The sequence below is a fragment of the Fibrobacter sp. genome, from assembly GCF_045131395.1.
In the GTDB taxonomy this organism is placed as follows: domain Bacteria; phylum Fibrobacterota; class Fibrobacteria; order Fibrobacterales; family Fibrobacteraceae; genus Fibrobacter.
Genome location: NZ_JBGUQY010000002.1, coordinates 377,342 through 395,744 on the forward strand (window position 1 = coordinate 377,342; position 18,403 = coordinate 395,744).

At 50.8% G+C, this 18,403-nt stretch carries 18 protein-coding genes; 12 read left to right on the forward strand and 6 right to left on the reverse strand.

Features of this window, described 5'->3' with window-relative positions; all coding sequences use genetic code 11:
• Positions 1-42 precede the first annotated feature (42 nt).
• The 6 genes from ACJMNB_RS01610 to ACJMNB_RS01635 all read right to left on the reverse strand — a co-directional run bounded on the left by ACJMNB_RS01610 (position 43) and on the right by ACJMNB_RS01635 (position 7,299).
• Positions 43-1,668: a tetratricopeptide repeat protein gene (locus ACJMNB_RS01610; protein WP_405338307.1), complete on the reverse strand. Its 1,626-nt coding sequence runs from the start codon at positions 1,666-1,668 to the stop codon at positions 43-45.
• Between the two features lie 83 nt (positions 1,669-1,751).
• Positions 1,752-3,305, reverse strand: a complete 1,554-nt coding sequence (locus tag ACJMNB_RS01615; protein ID WP_405338309.1) for a hypothetical protein — start codon at positions 3,303-3,305, stop codon at positions 1,752-1,754.
• 6 nt (positions 3,306-3,311) lie between these two features.
• On the reverse strand, positions 3,312-3,932 hold the full coding sequence (locus ACJMNB_RS01620; RefSeq protein WP_405338311.1) for a hypothetical protein: 621 nt from the start codon (positions 3,930-3,932) through the stop codon (positions 3,312-3,314).
• A 1-nt stretch (position 3,933) separates the two neighbouring features.
• Entirely contained in the window at positions 3,934-5,304 is a 1,371-nt protein-coding gene (locus tag ACJMNB_RS01625; protein WP_405338313.1) for a hypothetical protein, read from the reverse strand.
• Positions 5,297-6,589, reverse strand: coding sequence for a hypothetical protein (locus ACJMNB_RS01630; RefSeq protein WP_405338315.1), 1,293 nt, complete (start codon positions 6,587-6,589; stop codon positions 5,297-5,299). Before ACJMNB_RS01630 ends, ACJMNB_RS01625 begins: the two co-directional genes overlap by 8 nt.
• Positions 6,586-7,299: a hypothetical protein gene (locus tag ACJMNB_RS01635; RefSeq protein ID WP_405338317.1), complete on the reverse strand. Its 714-nt coding sequence runs from the start codon at positions 7,297-7,299 to the stop codon at positions 6,586-6,588. The genes ACJMNB_RS01630 and ACJMNB_RS01635 overlap by 4 nt, the downstream gene beginning before the upstream one ends.
• Before the next feature lie 28 nt (positions 7,300-7,327).
• Here ACJMNB_RS01635 and xseB point away from each other — a divergent pair, with 28 nt between their 5' ends.
• The 12 genes from xseB (at position 7,328) to ACJMNB_RS01695 (ending at position 18,394) form a co-directional block, all read left to right on the forward strand.
• Positions 7,328-7,546 (forward strand): exodeoxyribonuclease VII small subunit, encoded by a 219-nt coding sequence (xseB, locus tag ACJMNB_RS01640; protein ID WP_405338319.1) that lies wholly within the window; start codon positions 7,328-7,330, stop codon positions 7,544-7,546.
• A gap of 2 nt (positions 7,547-7,548) precedes the next feature.
• The gene (locus ACJMNB_RS01645) at positions 7,549-8,373 is read left to right on the forward strand and encodes an ATP-binding cassette domain-containing protein (RefSeq protein WP_405338321.1); all 825 of its coding nucleotides are present in this window, start codon (positions 7,549-7,551) and stop codon (positions 8,371-8,373) included.
• A 46-nt stretch (positions 8,374-8,419) separates the two neighbouring features.
• Positions 8,420-9,556: a dTDP-glucose 4,6-dehydratase gene (locus ACJMNB_RS01650; RefSeq protein WP_405338323.1), complete on the forward strand. Its 1,137-nt coding sequence runs from the start codon at positions 8,420-8,422 to the stop codon at positions 9,554-9,556.
• Positions 9,556-10,119: a dTDP-4-dehydrorhamnose 3,5-epimerase gene (gene rfbC, locus ACJMNB_RS01655; RefSeq protein WP_405338325.1), complete on the forward strand. Its 564-nt coding sequence runs from the start codon at positions 9,556-9,558 to the stop codon at positions 10,117-10,119. Before ACJMNB_RS01650 ends, rfbC begins: the two co-directional genes overlap by 1 nt.
• A 21-nt stretch (positions 10,120-10,140) precedes the next feature.
• Positions 10,141-10,587 carry a low molecular weight protein-tyrosine-phosphatase gene (locus ACJMNB_RS01660; protein ID WP_405338327.1) on the forward strand — a complete coding sequence of 149 codons (447 nt, stop codon included), beginning with the start codon at positions 10,141-10,143 and terminating at the stop codon, positions 10,585-10,587.
• A gap of 21 nt (positions 10,588-10,608) precedes the next feature.
• Positions 10,609-11,865 (forward strand): polysaccharide biosynthesis/export family protein, encoded by a 1,257-nt coding sequence (locus tag ACJMNB_RS01665; protein ID WP_405338329.1) that lies wholly within the window; start codon positions 10,609-10,611, stop codon positions 11,863-11,865.
• Between the two features lie 18 nt (positions 11,866-11,883).
• Entirely contained in the window at positions 11,884-13,269 is a 1,386-nt protein-coding gene (locus ACJMNB_RS01670; RefSeq protein ID WP_405338331.1) for a mannose-1-phosphate guanylyltransferase/mannose-6-phosphate isomerase, read from the forward strand.
• 96 nt (positions 13,270-13,365) lie between these two features.
• Positions 13,366-14,175 (forward strand): alpha/beta fold hydrolase, encoded by an 810-nt coding sequence (locus ACJMNB_RS01675; protein ID WP_405338333.1) that lies wholly within the window; start codon positions 13,366-13,368, stop codon positions 14,173-14,175.
• Between the two features lie 9 nt (positions 14,176-14,184).
• Positions 14,185-15,237, forward strand: a complete 1,053-nt coding sequence (locus ACJMNB_RS01680) for an acyltransferase family protein (protein WP_405338335.1) — start codon at positions 14,185-14,187, stop codon at positions 15,235-15,237.
• A 67-nt stretch (positions 15,238-15,304) separates the two neighbouring features.
• Entirely contained in the window at positions 15,305-16,408 is a 1,104-nt protein-coding gene (locus tag ACJMNB_RS01685) for a vWA domain-containing protein (RefSeq protein ID WP_405338337.1), read from the forward strand.
• A 13-nt stretch (positions 16,409-16,421) separates the two neighbouring features.
• The gene (locus ACJMNB_RS01690; RefSeq protein ID WP_405338339.1) at positions 16,422-17,450 is read left to right on the forward strand and encodes a vWA domain-containing protein; all 1,029 of its coding nucleotides are present in this window, start codon (positions 16,422-16,424) and stop codon (positions 17,448-17,450) included.
• A gap of 260 nt (positions 17,451-17,710) precedes the next feature.
• A complete protein-coding gene (locus tag ACJMNB_RS01695; protein ID WP_405338341.1) occupies positions 17,711-18,394 on the forward strand; it encodes a DUF4956 domain-containing protein in 684 nt (227 codons plus the stop codon).
• Positions 18,395-18,403: the final 9 nt, after the last annotated feature.

Here is an 18,403-nt window from a genome sequence, read left to right on the forward strand (position 1 = left end):
TTACCGGGGATGCTGTTCGTAAATTCTTAGGAAGGTTGCTGATTACTTTTTCTTCTTGGCTTTCTTGGCCGGCTTCTTGGAGGCCTTCTTAGCCTTCTTGTTGGCCTTCTTGGCTTTCTTGTTCTTTGAAGTCTTTACTTCTTCTTCGTCTTCTTCGACTTCTTCAGCAGCGGGTTCTTCTACAGCCGGCTGTTCCGGTTCGCTGTAGCTTTCGCCAGTCTGGTATTCGATGATCGAAGTTTCTTCAGAAGAAACATTACCCTTCTTTATGGCGGCCTTGGCTTCTTCGACGTACTTGCCGTCCGGGAAGCGCTTCAGGTAGATTTCATAATCCTTGAGACGACCGCCTGCCTTGACCAGTTCGAAGATTCCTGTTTCGGCTTCGTCGCGGAATGCTCCGTTGGGATTGTCGTTCAAGTAGGTCAGGTATGCCTTGAAGGTGTTCTGTGCCTGGATGGCGCGGAACTTGTCGTATTCGCCGAGACCGCGGAGCTTGGCTTCCACTTCGGCCCTACGCGGAGAGTCGGGGTAGTACAGCAAGAACATTTCCAGCATTTCGGGATCGTTGCTTGCCATGACCTGATCGAAACGAGAATCTTCCTGGGCGCTCTGGTATTCCTTGAGCTGGATCTTGCCGCTGTCGAGGGTGGCGTAGAGCTTTTCCTTGGTGGCCAGGTCTGCCGGGTGGCAGAAGGCGAGGAAGCTTTCAAGAACGTCTGCGAACTGTGTACGGGTGTAGGCTTCGCTCATGTCGGGGAGCTCACCGTTTTCGTCCAGGTAGAAGCGGTAGTCACGTTCGATGGCCATGCAGTCCCAGTCGCTGAGCGTGTCCTTGACTTCGCTGTACTTGCGGAGCACGCCATCGCGGTCATGCAGGTTGTAGCGCATGCGGCGGTCGCGGCGGCTTTCGCGGCCGAAGTCAAGAGAAAGTTCGAGGCCGACGCGTACGGGCCACTTGTATTCGATCTTGTCGAACTTGAGGCCGGAGTACGGCGAGGGGCTGCCTTCCTTATCTTCGTCACGAGCCTTGACTTTTTCGTAGGGCAGGAATTCCTTGCGGACATTGACACCGATCTTGAAGTCTACGTCCTGGAACAATTCTCCAATGCGATATTCCAATGCGCCCGATACAAAGCCCGTCTGAAGCATTTCGGTGTGCTGCTTGGTGTTGCCGGCAAAGTCATCGTAGAAGGTGAAGAACTGGAAGCCGTAGCCACCCAAGACGCGCAAGTCGAAGTCGCCACCCAGGTTGAAGCTGAAACCGGCCAGGAGGGACGGTGCGTAGGCAAGGAACCAGAGTTCCTCGTCGTCCTTCGGGTTCTTCTTGTTTTCCTTTCCTTCGTCATCGGTGAAGGTGTACTTCGGGCTGTCTTCAATCGTTCCGAACTGGAAGGAGTTGACTTCGGCACCGAGCCACAGTGTGAACGGAATGTCGGCCTTCCAGAAGGGGGTGATCAAGGGCGACCACAGGTAACCGATCGAGACCGGCACGGTAAGAACGTCCACATCGACACCGTCGTCGAGCAGAGTCTTATTTTTGTCTGCCTTGAAATTCAGGAAGGCGGGCTCACCTTGCAAATAGAGCTGGGTTCGCCAGTGGATTCGTTCAAAATCTGCAGCTTGGGTTGCTGCAGCCAATAAAGTCAGTACAAGTAACAGTTTACGCATCAGTCTAAATTTAAATTTTCTTTAGCAATGTGGAACATAAAGTGTAAATAAAATATGCTTTTTAGTGCGATTTTCGGGTGATTTTAGAAGTTTAAAACGATTCCGACGCCCAATAGGATGATTCCGGCTCCCAATAGGGACCCTCCGACAATCATTTTCTTGTCGCCTTTGTCAATCAAGTCCTTGTTTTCGGCTGCCTGATCCTGGAAGTTTTCACCCCTGGCTGCGGGGCGGTTTAGGTCTTCCTTGATTCTGTCGGCGTCATCGTAGTCGATGGTGCCGAGGTACATGATGAGCGTTCCCAAGAGAATGGGGGCGATAGAAGAGCCTATTAGGGTCTTGCCGATAAAGTTCTTCTTGCGTTCCCGGAGCCATTCCTGTTGGGCGAGTTGTTCGCGTTGGTCGGTAATGGGGGTGAGCTTTACGTTTACGTCGGTAAGTTCGGTGGGGGCGGCGAATACGGTAAGCGTCGTGTCCTTGAAACCTTCCATGCGGATCTGGACCGTAGAAAGGCCCGGGTCGTATATCTGGAATTTGCGGGGTGATGTTCCGACGGGCTTGGTTTTCTTAGTAACCTTGGCGGAACCAGCAAAGATGTAGGCTCCTTCGGGGTTGGTGTGAATCAAGAGCTCCGGCTTGACTCTCTTGAGTTTCAAGGAAATTTTTGCGGTGTCCCCGGGAATGGGCTTGACGCTGGACTTGGCTCCCCATAGCTGGCGATCTACGCCCCAGTAAGCGTAGACATCGGTTTTCGTGGAGTCGGTAAGGACAAAGGTGCAGGGGCTTTTGCAGATGTCGACATTACCCTTTGTTACAATGTTTGCTCCTTCGGGGTTGGTTTCGACGCGTACATAGCTCTTGTTGTTGTATGTTTCTGCAGGGATGGCTTCGCCTTGCAGACGAAGAACAAAACGGTGGAGCTTGTCTTTGGAAAGGGCATCTGTCAAGGCATGAATTGCGGATAAATTAACCTGTGCTGTGTTGGGGGCGGACTTGGTGGAATCTTCCAGGATGTAGCGCGACATTTGCACTGCGATGGAGTCCGGGGTCCTTGCCGAGGTAATGCGTCCGATATAGGCAGAGGCAGCCCCGTGAATCTTCAAGGAGTCCTTGATGCAGGCTACGTCGGTACAGGTGTTGAAGTTCTGGCGATTCACAAACCAAATGGGCGTGCCGGATTCCTTAAGTAACCGGATAATCAGGTTTTCCAGTTGCTCTGCCAGAGTAGATTCTGAATTGCGACGTTCGAAGTCCACAAAGACGTGCTTGCCGGCCACCGAATCTAAGAAGGTGGGTTCGTGAGGTTCCGCCACTTGTTCGACTTGATTCGTTTCTTGGACAGAGGAATCCTGCAGGACAGTATTCTGTGCGATGGTATCCTTTGCCGGGGCGCTTGTGCCGTTCAGAAGGTCGTTGCCCTTTTCGTCTACGATGCTCTTGAACCGGTTCTTCGGAATGCGGATAACCGTGAATTTTCCCTTGATGGTTCCGCCAAGGCTTACGGTGTCGTTTTGGACGCCCAAAAACTGGGCTGCCTGTTTGGTGCCAGTCACCAATTCGACAAGGCTCGGAATACCTTCGCTGGCACTAACGGCGCTGACCCAAAAGAGTGCAAATGTCAGTATGAGTTTTTTCATAAAGCCCTAGAAGTATAAGATGAAACCGATTGAAAATAGTGCCGCTCCAGAAATGATTCCGGCGTAGCTAAAGCCTTTGGCGACTTTGGCCTTGTCTCGGTAATCCCTAAAGTCTTCGAGTTCCTGTTGGTAACGGTCTGTAGCGATAGAGGAATTTTTCAGAGTCTTTTTGCTGTCTTTTGCCTTTTCGATTTCGTAATAGGCGACCGCTCCCGAGGCTAGGCCCAGGGCTAAGGGTATAAGTGAAAATTTCATAAGGCCCTTTCCGAAATTGGCCCGCTTGCGCTTCGAAAGCTCCGATTGTTGCTTGTCCAGTAAGTCTTCGTCAGAAATGGGGCTCTGCGAAATAATGATGTAGGAGGTGTCCTTGGGGGACAACCTTACCCGAAGCGTCGTATCCATGAAACCGGGATTGAACAGGGATATCAGGACTTCGCTTGCCAAGGAATCGTCGGCAATTTCGATGACTGCTGGAGAAATATAGGCCGGAGCCTTGGCGTGGTTGGGGCGAATCTCGTCGACGTAAATGTCGGCGTTGCTGGGAATGGTTGACACGTGCAGAACCTTGGGGTCTGCAAATGCATAGGCCATTGCGCAAAGGAGGATTATCGTTACAAGGCGCAACATGTCAGATACCCTCGATTGGATAAGGACCCGAAATTAACCGATAGCCGGGGACATTCTGGATTGTCCAATAAACCTCTGGCAAACTATTTTGTGAATAGTCTTCGCCTGTAATGGACAGTCTGCAGGTGCCAAAGCAGTTTTTGTAGAAAGTCAGCGTAGGGTTGTTGTAGTTGAAATTCAAGGTGTCGAAATCCAAGGTGACAGTCAACTTGGAAACGTTGAGGCCGGAACCGTCGTCGTAAATGTAAAAGGCAATGGAGTCGGAATTTAGTACCTGGTCGCTGATGAAAGCAATCTGCGGAGGCGTCTGGTCTTTCAGAACGATCGTGTCCGTGGTAAGTACCGTATGGGCGGGAATGTCGACAACAAGGCTTTCGCTGGCGTATTCCTTGCGGTAGGTTTCTTTCAGAAGAACCTTGAGGCCGACTTGAGGCTCAACCTTGGCCGTAATGGTGTTGGAGCTCAAGCTGTTGGTAAGGGTCTGCAGGGTATCGCCATCTTTTGAAATTAGATAGATGTCTGTCTGCAAAATGGAATTGTCCCTGTAACGGTTGTATACCAGGGGAATTTTTAATGTCGACGTCTCGTCGAGAATCTGGGTCGAGAAGTGGAATATTTCTGTAGAGTCGCGGTATTCTCGTCCGCTTTGGCTCTTGGTGAACATCTTGGCGCCCCAGTACAGGGTGAAGGAACTGTCGTAGGCGCTAATGTATTCCCGCGTAATAGCATCAAAAGACTGGATGAGAGATCCTTTAAGTGTGACCGGCGAATTGCAGTCCGTGTAACCCAGTGGAGATTCCCAAACGGATTCGGGGTCGTAGGCCATGTAAATCAGGCACCGAGGGGTTTCCCAGGGGTCAATTCCAGAAACGCTCCATTGTAATAGGAGTTCCTGGTTGTCGTCAGGGCTTGCCTGGTTGTAGCCGTTGTAAGGCTGCTCGAGGGCGATGCTGTTCGGCGTATTCACGTAGATCTTAAAAGTTGTACGCAACGTATCGTTGAAATAGTCGGTGGTTTCCAGGGAGCCTTCGTATACACCGGGGGTGGAGAATGTATGGCGGAATGAACTCAGGTTGTAAGTGCTTTCGCCGATTTTCCAGAGAAGCCCATTATAGTTTTGCTGCAACGTTTCGTCGGTGTAAATGCGTGCTCCGGCGGAGTAGCCTGCAAAGAACTTGATGGTCTGACCCTGCTCCACGTATATTTCGGTGATGGGGTCGTAATAATTGGCAATGTCTCCGTTAAAACCGTCGGGGCCGGCGAAAACATACTGCTTGAGGGTGGGCGTGTCCTGATTGATTACGTGGTCATCGCCACAGGCCGTCAAGGCAATTGAGACTGCTAAAAACGGAATGTATAAAAGCTTATTCACTGAATACCTCCGGTAGGGTTGCATTGGGACGGAGGTAGAAAATATGCTTGGAGCTGTTGTTGCTGGGGTCGGTCACGCTAACGGTAATAAACTTGGTTGTCCAGTTTTGTGCAGAAGCTTCCTTGTTGAAAGGGACGTATAAGGTGTCCTTCAATAGCGTTAGGTCCTGAAGGTTCCTGTTCTCGTAAGAAACTTGAATCATGGACGTGGAAATGGGGCCACCCTTGTCAAAGACGATAAATCGCAACGTATCCGAAATGTCGAGGGAGTCGTTGTCGGAAACGCTCCGGATGCGGGGCAGGATCCCGTCTACAAGAGTGATTGTGTCCAGTTGGGAAACCTGGTTTGCATCTAGCTTGAAGTGAATGGTTTCAGATAGGAAATCGCTTGCGTTGTCTACGAAAAACACCAAGCTGTATTTGCCTTCGGCGAGTGGCTGGATGTTGAAGTCTGCGCTAGGGTTTCCGGAAAGCTGGAGCGTGTCGAGAGGTTCTTGTAGAGAATCTAGAAGTATGATGCTGAAATCTTGTTCCTTGTGGTTGGAACTTGTCTTGATGGTTCCGGAAACGGCGCTTTCCCCTTTGTGTCCCTTGGTGTAAAAAGTGGCGGTCAGGGTTTCGTTGGACTTCTGGTTGAATTCGTTGTAGGCCTTGACGGTCCAAGTGTATTTTTGCAATGGGGAAAGCTTTTTGCGGTATTTGAAATAGGCCTTATGGAGCAAGGTGTCTACGATGGTGTCCTTGTCGCTGTTCTGCAGCGTAAAGCGGAATGAAAGGTCCCACAGGGAATCTGGGTCGTAGGAATTCCATGCAAAGTGGATGGTGCTATCCGGTGTCAAGTTCTGGGTTCCCGTTGCCGGAATAAAATGCTCCGTGTCCATAATGGGGGGCGTGGCAACGGTAATGGTCAGGGTGTCGCTTAAGGTGTCTCCGAAAAAATCAACGAAGACGAATGCAACCTTGTGGATTCCGGGATCGTTGATGCTTTTCTGAAAGCTATACTCGCTGGCGAAGTTTCCTCCGTCTATGGTCCAGTAATATTGCTTGTTTCGAATGGATTTGGAGGGGGATACCGTGGTCAGGAATATGAGGGAGTCGCCCGGCTGAATGGTATCGGCCTTCGTTTTCTTGGCTTCGTTGTCGAAGGATCTGGTTACGACGGCGGAGATTTCTATTTCCTGGGTTTCCTGGTCGTTGAAGAGGTAATCGTCGGAATTGGTGCATGCAAGGAGTGCAAGGACGAGAATGCCAAGGAGGGCTGCCGGTTTCGAATTTTGAAAAATCATGGAGCCCCCAAAGTGTCTATGACAAAAAATTCCTGCTCGGGAATGGAATCCTTGTCGCCCAAGGAATCTTCTACCAGGATGCGGTAGGTGTGTCGGCCTTCGGTAAAGCCGGACTGGGAAACCTGCTGTAGTTCGCCTACGTTGTACCGGATGCCGTCAATTTCAAGTATATGGGACAAATGGCCGTTTTCGTCGCGGTCGGAGGATTTCCAAGAAAACTGGAACGGGGTGTGGGTATTGCCGTACAGGGTGTCGCCGTCAGCCGGTTTCGTGTCTGCCGAAATTTGTGGAGGAACGTTGATAATGATCTGGAACGTGGTCTCGAGGCTGTTCTTTTCGCGGTCTTTGATGACCAGCTTGTCGGGAATATTTTTCTTGATCTTCTTGCTAGATGCCATGTCGTCGGTGGAGATGGCGTAGGTCATGCCCTCACCCAGAACATCGTCGCCCTTGTACCAGTAATATTTGACATCGTCCTTGTACTTGTGGGGATTGACTAGGGCAATCAGTTCGGCGTCTTCGTCGGAATTGATTTTAAGGGGCGATTCCTTTGTTTCGTCGAATTGCTTTACCAGGACTTCGACAGAGGTAATCTTGGGATCGTCGCCGGGGGCGTTTGGAATGTGGAGGCATGCAGAAAAGAGCCCCCCCGCCATAAGCGCAAGGCAAATGTCCAAAACACTTCGCTTGGTCTTCTTCATAGAACTCACTTCGTTAAAGATAACTATATTCACTTATATGAGTACCGAAAATTTTGAATATAAAACCGCAATGGAGCGTTTAGAGGGCATCTTGGAGCGAATTGACAATTCCGAGATGGAAATAGACGAATTGGCCGGTGCGGTACAGGAAGCTACCGAACTTTTGCGTAAATGCCGCAAAATTTTGCTTGCTACCGAAAAAAACGTGCAGGAAGCCCTTTCGGGCCTTGACGGTGAAACGGAAGCTGAGGCTTAGGAATGGCTCAGGAATCCATACCTGCAATGGAGGTTTCGGGGCTTACGGTAAAGTTCCCGATTCGCGGTGGCGTCTTGGGCAAGGTCCAGAACTATTTTACAGCGGTAGAGAACGTCTCTTTTGTACTTGAATCCGGAAAAATCCTTTCGATTGTGGGGGAGTCGGGCTGTGGTAAGTCTACTCTCGTTAAGTCTCTGGTGGGACTTGTGCCCATGGATTCCGGTGAATTCAAGCTTTTCGGCGAACCCGTTGTAAAGGGACGCATTGCCGGAAAGAATTCCGGAGGCGAGCGCCGGGTTTCTGACCTGGTGCAGATGATTTTTCAGGACCCCTTCAGTAGCTTGAATCCCCGCCAGACGGTGGCTGAAATCTTGACGGCGCCGCTGCTTGCACGCGGTGTGAAGGTTGCGGATGCGGAAGCGCGTGCAAGAGAACTTTTGGAGCGGGTGTCGTTACCGAAAGAGGCTCTCCAAAAGTTCCCCCACGAGTTCTCGGGGGGCCAGCGGCAAAGACTCTGCATTGCCCGCAGCTTGATGGTCAAGCCCAAGATTCTTTTATGCGACGAAGTTACCAGCGCCTTGGATGTTTCGGTGCAGGCGCAAATCTTGCATTTGCTGGATGACCTGCGCAATGAATTTGGACTTTCTATCGTGTTTATCAGTCACGACATGCAGGTCGTTCGCGCCTTGAGTGACGATGTGCTGGTGATGTATTTTGGCCGTATTGTGGAGCGGGGGGCAGCAGATGTTGTCTTGACGAACCCCCAGCACGAATACACCCAGAAGTTGCTTGCCAGCGTACCTACCATAAAGAGAAATGTTCCTTAGGGGAAAAACGATTAATTGCTATATTAGCCCGTAATCGGAGAAAAATATGAAAAGATCCATCGTTATTACTGGCGGCGCAGGCTTTATCGGAAGCCACGTGGTACGCCTTTTTGTGAATAAGTATCCTGAATACAAGATTATCAACCTGGATAAGCTGACCTATGCGGGTAACCTTGCCAACCTCAAGGACATCGAAGACAAGCCGAACTACAAATTCGTGAAGATGGATATCTGCGACTTTGACGCTTTCTACAAGCTCATGCAGGACGAACAGGTGGACGGCATCATTCACCTGGCTGCCGAAAGCCACGTGGACCGTTCCATCAAGGACCCGTTCACCTTCGCAAAGACCAACGTCATGGGTACGCTGGCTCTGCTCCAGGCTGCCAAGCTCTACTGGGAGAGCCTCCCCGAAAAGTACGAAGGCAAGCGCTTCTACCATATTTCCACCGACGAAGTTTATGGCGCCCTCAAGATGAACCATCCGGAAGGCATTACGCCTCCGTTCACCACTACGGCGTCCAGCTCCGAACATCACTTGGCTTACGGCGATGACTTCTTCTACGAGACCACGAAGTACACGCCGCATTCTCCGTATTCTGCATCCAAGGCCGGTTCCGACCACTTCGTTCGCGCCTTCCATGACACTTACGGCATGCCGACCATCGTGACGAACTGCAGCAACAACTACGGTCCGTACCAGTTCCCCGAAAAGCTGATTCCGCTCTTCATCAACAACATTCGCCACAAGAAGCCGCTCCCGGTTTACGGCAAGGGCGAAAACGTCCGCGACTGGCTTTTCGTCGAAGATCACGCCCGCGCTATTGACGTGATTTTCCATAATGGGAAGATTGCCGAAACCTATAACATCGGCGGCTTCAACGAATGGAAGAACATCGACATCATTAAGGTTGTCATCAAGACGGTGGACAAGCTCCTCGGTCGCGCCGAAGGCGAAGACATGAACTTGATCACTTACGTGACCGACCGCCTGGGCCACGATGCCCGCTATGCCATTGACTCCACCAAGCTCCAGAAGGAACTGGGCTGGGAACCGAGCCTGCAGTTCGAAGAAGGCATCGAGAAGACGGTGCGCTGGTATTTGGACAACCAGGAATGGCTGGACAACATCACCAGCGGTGACTACGAGAAGTATTACGAAAAAATGTACGGGAATAGATAATGGGTAAGTTTAACTTTATCAAGACGTCCATCGAAGGCGTAACGATTATTGAGCCGACGGTCTATGGCGACCAGCGCGGCTACTTTATGGAAACCTACAACAAGGGTGAATTTGACGCTGCCGGCCTCGACATGGTCTTTGTGCAGGACAATGAATCCCGCTCTAAGAAGGGTGTGCTCCGCGGTTTGCATTTCCAGAAGAAAAATCCGCAAGGTAAGCTCGTTCGCGTCATCGAAGGCGAAGTCTTTGACGTGGCCGTAGACCTGCGCAAGGGTAGCCCTACATTCGGTAAGTGGGAAGGTGTTACGCTTTCTGCCGAAAATAAGAAGCAATTTTATATTCCCGAAGGCTTTGCCCACGGTTTCGTGGTCCTTAGCGAGACTGCAACTTTCGTGTACAAGTGCACCCGCCTTTACGACCCCAAGGACGAAGGTGGCCTCATGTGGAATGATCCCGAAATCGGCATTGAATGGCCGGTGGGCAATGGTTTTGAACCGTTGCTTTCGGAAAAGGATACCAAGAACCCTGCCCTTAAGGATCTTGGCTTTGCGTTTGAATTGTAAGAATTTTCTAATTTAAAAGCAATGAAACACATTCTCGTTGTATGTACTGGTAATATATGCCGTAGCCCCACAGGTGAATACCTTTTGAAAAAGGAACTGGGGGAAGGTTTTGATGTAATGAGTGCCGGCCTTGGAGCCCTGGTGGATCACCCGGCCCATGAATTGAGTCAAAAAATCGCTCTTGAACACGGTGTAGACATGAGCGCACACCGCGCTCGCCAGATAAATCTGGATATTTTGAAGTGGGCTGACCTCATCCTGGTGATGGAAAACGGCCACAAGATGGATTTGTTGCACCGTTATCCGTGGCTCGAAGGTAAGGTCTTCCGTTATGGCGAACCGCAGCGGGTGGATGTTCCCGACCCGTATCGCCGTCCTGAAAATGCTTTCGTGCTGGCGTGGAATTTTATCTCTAAACTGACCCCGTACTGGGTAGAAAAAATCAAACAAAGCGAAGGCCAGGCATAGACTGGCTAAAAGGGTTAATTTATGAAGAAAATGAGTTTGGGTCTTGGACTTGTTGCCGTCGCTGCTTTGAGCGGTTGCGCTCTCGGACCGCAGATGCAGATGAGTGTGCCGGGTGACGAAGCCGAATATAACGGCAAGATTGTGCGTATCCATGACATTGGTGCTGGTGATATGGGCTCCGCCGTAACGGCCTCTGTCGACAGCAATTCTAGTGAATTCGGCGATTTGAAGGATCTGTTGGTGGATTCCTTGCCTGAACTGGAATACCGCATCGGACCTCTAGACATGGTTCAGGTGGTGGTGTGGGAACACCCGGAATTGACTTCTCCGATGGGGCAATACCAGCCGGCTGGTCAGAAGGTGACTACCGATGGTAAGCTCTTCTACCCGTATGCCGGTGAACTTCAGGCTGCAGGTCTTACGGCCCAGGAACTTCGTGCCGAAATTACCAAGCGTCTTTCTGACAAGATCTTGAATGATCCGCAGGTGGATGTTCGCGTGACGGGTTACTATAGCCGTAAGGCTTTTGTGGCAGGTGCTGTTGAAAAACCGGGCATTATTTCGTTCAATGAAAACCCGATGACCTTGCCCGACGCTATTGCCTATGCTGGCGGCTTTACTGATAAGGCTGACCCTTCTGCCATGCAGATTCGCCGTGGCGACAAGGTTTACAATATCAATTACCTTAATGCCTTTAATGCAAATCTGCCTCTTGAACGTTTGATGATCAAGCCTGATGACCAGATTTTGGTGCCGGCTCTTACTGAAACCCAGAAAGACCAGAAGGCCTATGTGATGGGCGAAGTGGGTAGACCTGGTATTGTCAACATCTATAATGGCAATCTGACCCTGGCCGAAGCTTTGGCTACTGCTGGCGGCCTGCAGGCCTTGAACGCTACCGCTCGCGGAATTTACGTTATTCGCAATACTTCTGAAAACCAGATTGATGTGTTCCAGCTGAATGCGAAGAATGCAATGGCCTTGGCTATGGCTGATCGATTCAAGTTGAATTCTCGCGACATCGTTTATGTTGATGCTTCTGATCTCGCAACTTGGAACCGCCTCGTGAGCTTGATCTTCCCGTCGGTGAACGCCGTCTACTATGGCGCTTTGGCTGCTCATCAAGTCCATGTGGTTAAGGATGACTATACGCCGAAGAGTACTAGCAGCAGTAGTAGCGATAAGAGTACGGGTAACGACAAGACAAATACTGGTACCGGCACTGGCACTGGTACGAATAACAATAATAATACGACTACTAAATCACTGTTCTGGTAATCGTTGAGGATGGGATTAATGATTAACTTAATTCTTTGTGGTGGTTCGGGCACGCGCCTTTGGCCTGTGAGCCGATCCCTGATGCCCAAGCAGTTTGCCCCGCTTTTTGACGGTCAGTCCCTTTTCCGCAAGACGGTGGTGACAAACTCCGCTGTTTGCGAGTCTCAGTTTATCGTGAGCAATGCCGACCAGTTCTTCTTGGCCAAGGATCAGCTTGAAATGGAAGGCATGACCGGTAGCAAGTTCCTTCTGGAACCGGTGGGTCGTAACACCGCCCCGGCTATCGCTCTCGCTTGCCTTACCATGAACCCGGAAACCATCGTGCTGGTATCTCCTTCGGATCACGTGATCCGCAAGAAAGACGAGTACAAGAAGGTGCTGCTCCGCGCCCAGGAACTTGCCGAAGCCGGCAACCTGGTGACCTTCGGTATTACGCCGACCAGTCCCGAAACGGGCTACGGCTACATCGAAGCCGATGGCGAAAACAGCGGCAGCGTAAAGCGTTTCGTGGAAAAGCCCGACCGCGCTACTGCCGAAAAGTACCTGTTGGCAGGTAACTTCTACTGGAACAGCGGCATTTTCTGCTTCAAGGCAAAGACGTTCCTTTCTGAACTCGGCAAGTATTCTCCGGAAATGCTCGCTGCTGCAAAAAAGGCCCTTTCCAATGCGCCGATTGAAGATGGCGAACCCATCCGTATCAATCGCGACGACATGATGGCCATTCCGTCGAACTCCATCGACTACGCCGTCATGGAAAAGTCCAACAAGGTGAAGGTTGTTCCCAGCGATATCGGTTGGAGCGACCTTGGTAGCTTCGATAGCCTTTATGGTGAATATCCCCACGACGAAAACGGCAACAACGTGAACCCGCGCCACATTGCCGTGGACTCCAAGAATTCCTTGGTGATGGGTTCCCAGCGCGCCATCGCGACGATTGACCTCGACAAGATGCTTATCGTGGATACTCCGGATGCCCTCTTGGTCGCACCCCTTAGCAGCAGCCAGAAGGTGAAGAAGGTGGTGGAAGAACTGAAGGAACGTGGCTCTGACCTCATTAACGTGCCGCAGACCGTGAGCCGTCCGTGGGGAACTTACTCCGTGCTGGAATCTTCTGAACGCTACAAGATGAAGCGTATCGTGGTGAAGCCGGGCAAGCGCCTCAGCCTGCAGAAACATTTGCATCGCTCAGAACACTGGGTGGTGGTGAGCGGTACCGCTACGGTGACCGTGGGCAAGAACGTGTTCTACGTGCGTCCCAACGAATCCACCTACATCCCGGTAGGCGAAGTTCACCGTCTGCAGAACGAAGGCAAGCTGCCGCTGGTGATCGTCGAAGTGCAGGTGGGCGAATACACCGGTGAAGACGATATCATCCGCGTGGAAGACGACTTCCACAGAAATTAATGCGCGTAAGTCGCTGTTATTAGAAAAATTCAAGTCCCGCAGTCCATGCGGGACTTTTTTGTGGGCCGTTCTATGAGCTTTTAATATATTTAGGACATGAGCGAAAATCTTGTACATACGGTTTGTGCGGGCGACCTTGAAATGGAATATGCCCGCATTGGCTCAGGACCCAAGCCATTGATTGTGATTCCCGGCCTCTCCATAAAAAGCGTCATGAAATCGGCAGCTTCGCTTGAAGGTCCCTACAAGATTTTTAAGGAAAAGTATACGCTCTATTTTTTTGACCGTAAAAAAGATGCCAAGCCCGGTTATTCGTTGACCGAAATGGCCGACGATCAGGTGGCGGCCCTCAAGGCCTTGGGTATAGAAAAGGCCGACATTTACGGCTTGTCCCAGGGCGGCATGATTGCCCAGTATATGGCAATTCGTAACCCTGAAATCGTGAATAAATTGGTACTCGGTTCTTCGACTTCGAAGGCGGAGCCGCAACAGCTCAAGACAATCCGTAACTGGGCCCGCCTCGCTCGCGCCCGCGAAACGACGACGCTAGTAAATAGCTTTATTGACGACTGCTTTAGCGAAAAATTCGCAGCCCGTTACCGCAGGGCGTTACTGGCCTTGTATAAAGAAATCTCGGACGAAGAACTGGATCGTTTTGCCATTTTTGCAGATGCCTGCGATTACGTAGACACCTACAATGACCTTGGCAAAATCAGGAGTCAGGTGCTTGTGCTTGGCGCAGGCAAGGATCTTGTGACCACGCCGGAAGCTTCTGTCAAGATTGCCGAAAAATTGAAGGACGCCTGCATTCCCTGTGAATTCTATATGTACGAAGATTGCGGGCACGCCGTGTTCGATGAATTGCCCGACTACAAGAAACGGATTTTTGATTTCTTGGAACAGTAACGGTATTTTATGGAACCTGTGAATGTTGCACCCAAGCCGCGCTATGCCTTTGTGGATTTGGCCAAAGGCATCTGCATTATGCTGGTAGTGTGGCACCATGTGGTAAGTACCTGGGGCCTTGAAACGTACCCACTTAAAGAAACGGTTTCCGCATTTAGAATGCCCCTGTATTTCTTTTTGTCGGGACTGTTCTTTAAGGAATACGCGGGATTCTTTGATTTCTGTCGCCGTAAAATCAACAAGCTCCTGATACCCTTCGCGTTCTTTTTTGTAACCTTGTCGTGCTTGCTACCCTTTATACTGCACTATTTTCACTTGCGTGCAAATCCCGGTGCCGCCGTGTGGTTTTCTTTTGTATGGAAACAGTCCTTCCCGAATATTCCGGTGTGGTTTTTGCTGAGCCTGTTTTGGACGAATTTGATGTTCTACGGGTTGTACCTGGTGACGAAAAAATGGGCTGCCAAAAAGTTTCCGCGGCACACGACAAAAGCCCTGGTGGTGCTCTCGGTTGCGCTTGGACTGGTGGGATTTTTCTTGGGCCGCTATAACATTAAGCTACCCCTATTCTGGGCGTCGTCCCTGGCATCTATCCCTTATTTTTGCGCTGGGCATGTGGCCTATCGCTATACCCCGATTCTGGCCCCGAACCGCATGGACCGTTGGAATATTCCCTTCGCCCTTTTGTGTTTTGGAGTGTCGTTCCTGTTGACCTTTAATGCTCCGCCCGATTCAGTGAGCTACGTGAGCAACCGCTATTGGCTCCCGATTTGGAGCGTTTACCTGTGCGGGCTTTTAGGTACTTTGGCGGTGCTGTTCTTGTCGAAAGCTATCGGCAAGATTCCTCTGGTGTCTTATTTTGGCCGCTATTCCATTATGATTTTGGTAACCCATGGGTGGGTGCAGTGGAGTATCATCAAGATTTTGCGGGATATCCATGTGCATTGGCCGCGTCCGGTGTCCTTGGCGTTTGTGTTTGCGGTGACTATGCTGCTGTACCTTGGTATTATCCCGCTTATGAAGCGGTTTTTGCCTCACGTGACTGCCCAGAAAGACGTAATTTGATTTCTCTCATCGCATTTTTGTATATTCTCCGTTGAAAAAAGATTTTTTGCGATTTTTCGGAGATTTTATGGATATTGGTGCGTTGCATTTTCAGAATCCCGAGGCCTTTTGGCTTTTACTTTTGATTCCCGTTTTGGTTGGATGGTACATTTATCGTGAACACCGCCGCAAGAGCACCATCAAGTTTCCGGCCCTTTCCATTGCCAAGCGTGCTGTTCCCAGTCGCCGTGTCAAATTCCGCCATATTGTGCCCCTGTTGCGTCTGACCGCCCTCGCTTGTTTTGTGGTGGCGCTTGCCCGTCCGCAGAACGCCATGGAAGTGGAATATACCTCTACTGATGGCGTCGACATTATGCTGGCTCTGGACGTTTCGGGTTCTATGGGTACGCTGGATATGCTTACCCGTATGGAACAGGCAAAGCTGGGTGTGATGAATGCTGAACGGATTCTAAAATCCGGCGATTATTGGAAGTATAGCCGTTTGGGTTATGCCCAGCAGGTGATTGCCGATTTTATCCAGAAACGCCATAGCGACCGAATCGGACTTTCCGCTTTCGGTTCCCGTTCGGTGACCCAGTGCCCGCTGACGCTGGATTATGGCTCCTTGCTGGAAATTTTAAGGGCTACCGATGATCTTGCCCGGGATTCCATTATGAATAGCCGTACGGCCATTGGCGATGGCCTGATGAATGCCTTGGCTCGCCTGCAAAAGTCCGAAGCAAAATCCAAGGTGGTGGTGCTCTTGACCGATGGCCGCGACAACGCCAGTGTGGTGCCGCCGATGCGCGCCGCCGATGTGGCCCAGTCCCTTGGCGTTAAAGTCTACACGGTGGGCGTGGGTAAAAAGAATGGCAAGATTCTTGCCTTCCAGCAGAATCCCTGGACGGGCGATATCTCTTGGGGCGAACGTGATATTACTCCCGAAGAAGGAATCGACGAAGGAGTGCTTCGGTCTGTGGCTCAAAAGACCGGTGGCCGTTTCTATCGTGCCGAAAACAAGGAAGAATTGGAAAAGATTTATTCCGAAATCGACGAACTGGAAAAGACCGAAATCGAAACGGTGGCCTATGCCCGCTATGCCGAAAAGTTCTACCCCTGGCTTTTGGCGGGAGCCCTGTTGATTTTGCTTGAATTGTTGCTTGCGAATACGCGCTTTGTGCGCATCCCGTAATTGGAGGCTTTAGATGCGATTTGCTGAACCGATGTTTTTGTGGGGCCTTTTGACGCTCCCTCTGTTTGCGCTTCTTTTTGTGTATGCCTATCACCGCCGCAAAAAGCTGGCAGCCCGCTTTGTTTCGCTATCGATGTTGCCCAAGCTTTCGACGTCGGTATCGCCCTGGCGTAGGCTTGCAAAGGTGACAATTCTGCTGTTTGCGATTGCCTTCTTGTTTGTGGCTCTTGCTCGCCCGCAATGGGGCCGTAAAATGGAACATATCGAACGCCGTGGACTCGATTTGGTGCTGCTGCAGGATATTTCACTTTCTATGCTTGCCGAAGACATCAAGCCCAACCGCTTGACTCGTAGCCGTCATGAAATTTCGGCCTTTTTGGAATCGCTTTCAGGCGACCGCGTAGGTCTTGTGGCGTTCTCGGGCGAAGCCCAGGTGATGGTGCCGCTGACCCTTGATTATGGCACCGTGCAGATGATGCTAAAGGAACTGACTCCGGGCTGGCTCATGCCGGGTACAAACCTCGAAAAGGCAATCCGTAAGGGCATGGACCTTTACAAGAATTCTGGAAGTGCCGGGCAGTACTCCGTGATGATTTTGATGAGCGATGGCGAAGAACTTGAAGCTGCCGCCGTAAACGCTGCTAAGGAAGCTGCCGAAATGGGAATCCGCATTTATACCATCGGCATTGGCTCTCGCGAAGGTGTACCTATTCCCGTGCCTTCCAAGAACGGCGAAGTCGCATACAAGAAGGACATGCAGGGCAACATTGTGACCACCCGTCTTGAAGATGGAACTCTGCAAGAAATCGCAAGCGTGACCGGTGGACTTTATTTCTATGCAAGCCCCGGTGAGTTCCAATTGCAGAAGGTGCTTTCTGAAATTGCGAGCCTCGAGAAAAAGGAACAGGCCTCTGATCGTATGGAAAATTACCAGGACCGTTACCAGATATTCCTGGGCCTTGCGGCACTCCTTTTCTTGATCGAAGCCCTGGTGTCTGAAAGGGGCCGGAAACGTCGTGTTGGAGCTGGCAGATTCAGCTAAAAGTAAATTATTTTTACTGTGATTTGCACGCTATTTGCACGCTTGTTTTAGAATGCAAAAATCTTTTTAGGTGTATTTTTACCCCTTTTTTGCTATTATTCCAATGTGGTGTTAAAAATAGGGTGGATTCCCCCCGAATTGCCCCATTTTTATAGGAACGTTTGGTTTTTGTTCATCCATTTTTACACAAAAATTCGCTATTTTGCGAGTGATTAAAGTAAATTTTGGCTGAAAAAGAAAAAGTAAACCACGGAGTCCCTATGCTCGATCTATTAGCCGTCCAATCCGGCACCGCCAATGCCACTCTTATTACGTTGGCGTACACCTTGATCCTCACGTTTATCCTTTCCTCGGTGATTGCTTGGACCTACGAAAAGACCTTCCTTGGTTTGTCGTATTCCAGAAACTTTGTGCAGGCCATTGTGCTGAGTGCCGTGGTCGCTGCCACTGTGATGCAGGCTATCGGTGATAACGTGGGTCGCGGCTTGGGTATGATGGGTGCTCTTTCTGTGGTTCGCTTTAGAACGAGTTTTAAGGATCCCCGCGACATTATGTTCGTGTTCGCATCGCTGGGCGCCGGTATCGGTTGCGGTGTGTATGCTTGGGGTGCTGCCGTGGGCGGAACCATCGCCTTTAGCGCTGTGGCCTTCCTCCTTTCCCGTACGGGTCTCGGTACCAAGCATTTCTTTGATGGCATGCTCCGCTTTGCTTTGCCCAACGAACCCAAGGTTCGTGGCCAGATCGAAGACATCATGAAGTCCAGCCTCAAGACCTTTATTTTGATTACCATGCGCGAAGTGGATGGCGGTGCCCGTCTCGATGTGGCTTACCAGATTCGCCTGCGCGCCACTCACCCCGCTGCTGAAATCCTGAGCGAACTTTCGAAGATCGAAGGCATCTCGGACGTGCAGTTCATGATGCAAGACGCCACGACGGAAATGTAAGGGAGACGG

What these genes read in the sequence shown, in the direction of transcription:
- ACJMNB_RS01665 (WP_405338329.1), top strand. Translation starts at nt 10,609, where the DNA reads ATGAAGAAAATGAGTTTGGGTCTTGGACTTGTTGCCGTCGCTGCTTTG.
- xseB (WP_405338319.1), top strand. Translation starts at nt 7,328, where the DNA reads ATGAGTACCGAAAATTTTGAATATAAAACCGCAATGGAGCGTTTAGAG.
- ACJMNB_RS01660 (WP_405338327.1), top strand. Translation starts at nt 10,141, where the DNA reads ATGAAACACATTCTCGTTGTATGTACTGGTAATATATGCCGTAGCCCC.
- ACJMNB_RS01695 (WP_405338341.1), top strand. Translation starts at nt 17,711, where the DNA reads ATGCTCGATCTATTAGCCGTCCAATCCGGCACCGCCAATGCCACTCTT.
- ACJMNB_RS01610 (WP_405338307.1), bottom strand. Translation starts at nt 1,668, where the DNA reads ATGCGTAAACTGTTACTTGTACTGACTTTATTGGCTGCAGCAACCCAA.
- ACJMNB_RS01650 (WP_405338323.1), top strand. Translation starts at nt 8,420, where the DNA reads ATGAAAAGATCCATCGTTATTACTGGCGGCGCAGGCTTTATCGGAAGC.
- ACJMNB_RS01645 (WP_405338321.1), top strand. Translation starts at nt 7,549, where the DNA reads ATGGCTCAGGAATCCATACCTGCAATGGAGGTTTCGGGGCTTACGGTA.
- ACJMNB_RS01675 (WP_405338333.1), top strand. Translation starts at nt 13,366, where the DNA reads ATGAGCGAAAATCTTGTACATACGGTTTGTGCGGGCGACCTTGAAATG.
- ACJMNB_RS01615 (WP_405338309.1), bottom strand. Translation starts at nt 3,305, where the DNA reads ATGAAAAAACTCATACTGACATTTGCACTCTTTTGGGTCAGCGCCGTT.
- rfbC (WP_405338325.1), top strand. Translation starts at nt 9,556, where the DNA reads ATGGGTAAGTTTAACTTTATCAAGACGTCCATCGAAGGCGTAACGATT.
- ACJMNB_RS01620 (WP_405338311.1), bottom strand. Translation starts at nt 3,932, where the DNA reads ATGTTGCGCCTTGTAACGATAATCCTCCTTTGCGCAATGGCCTATGCA.
- ACJMNB_RS01630 (WP_405338315.1), bottom strand. Translation starts at nt 6,589, where the DNA reads ATGATTTTTCAAAATTCGAAACCGGCAGCCCTCCTTGGCATTCTCGTC.
- ACJMNB_RS01680 (WP_405338335.1), top strand. Translation starts at nt 14,185, where the DNA reads ATGGAACCTGTGAATGTTGCACCCAAGCCGCGCTATGCCTTTGTGGAT.
- ACJMNB_RS01685 (WP_405338337.1), top strand. Translation starts at nt 15,305, where the DNA reads ATGGATATTGGTGCGTTGCATTTTCAGAATCCCGAGGCCTTTTGGCTT.
- ACJMNB_RS01670 (WP_405338331.1), top strand. Translation starts at nt 11,884, where the DNA reads ATGATTAACTTAATTCTTTGTGGTGGTTCGGGCACGCGCCTTTGGCCT.
- ACJMNB_RS01690 (WP_405338339.1), top strand. Translation starts at nt 16,422, where the DNA reads ATGCGATTTGCTGAACCGATGTTTTTGTGGGGCCTTTTGACGCTCCCT.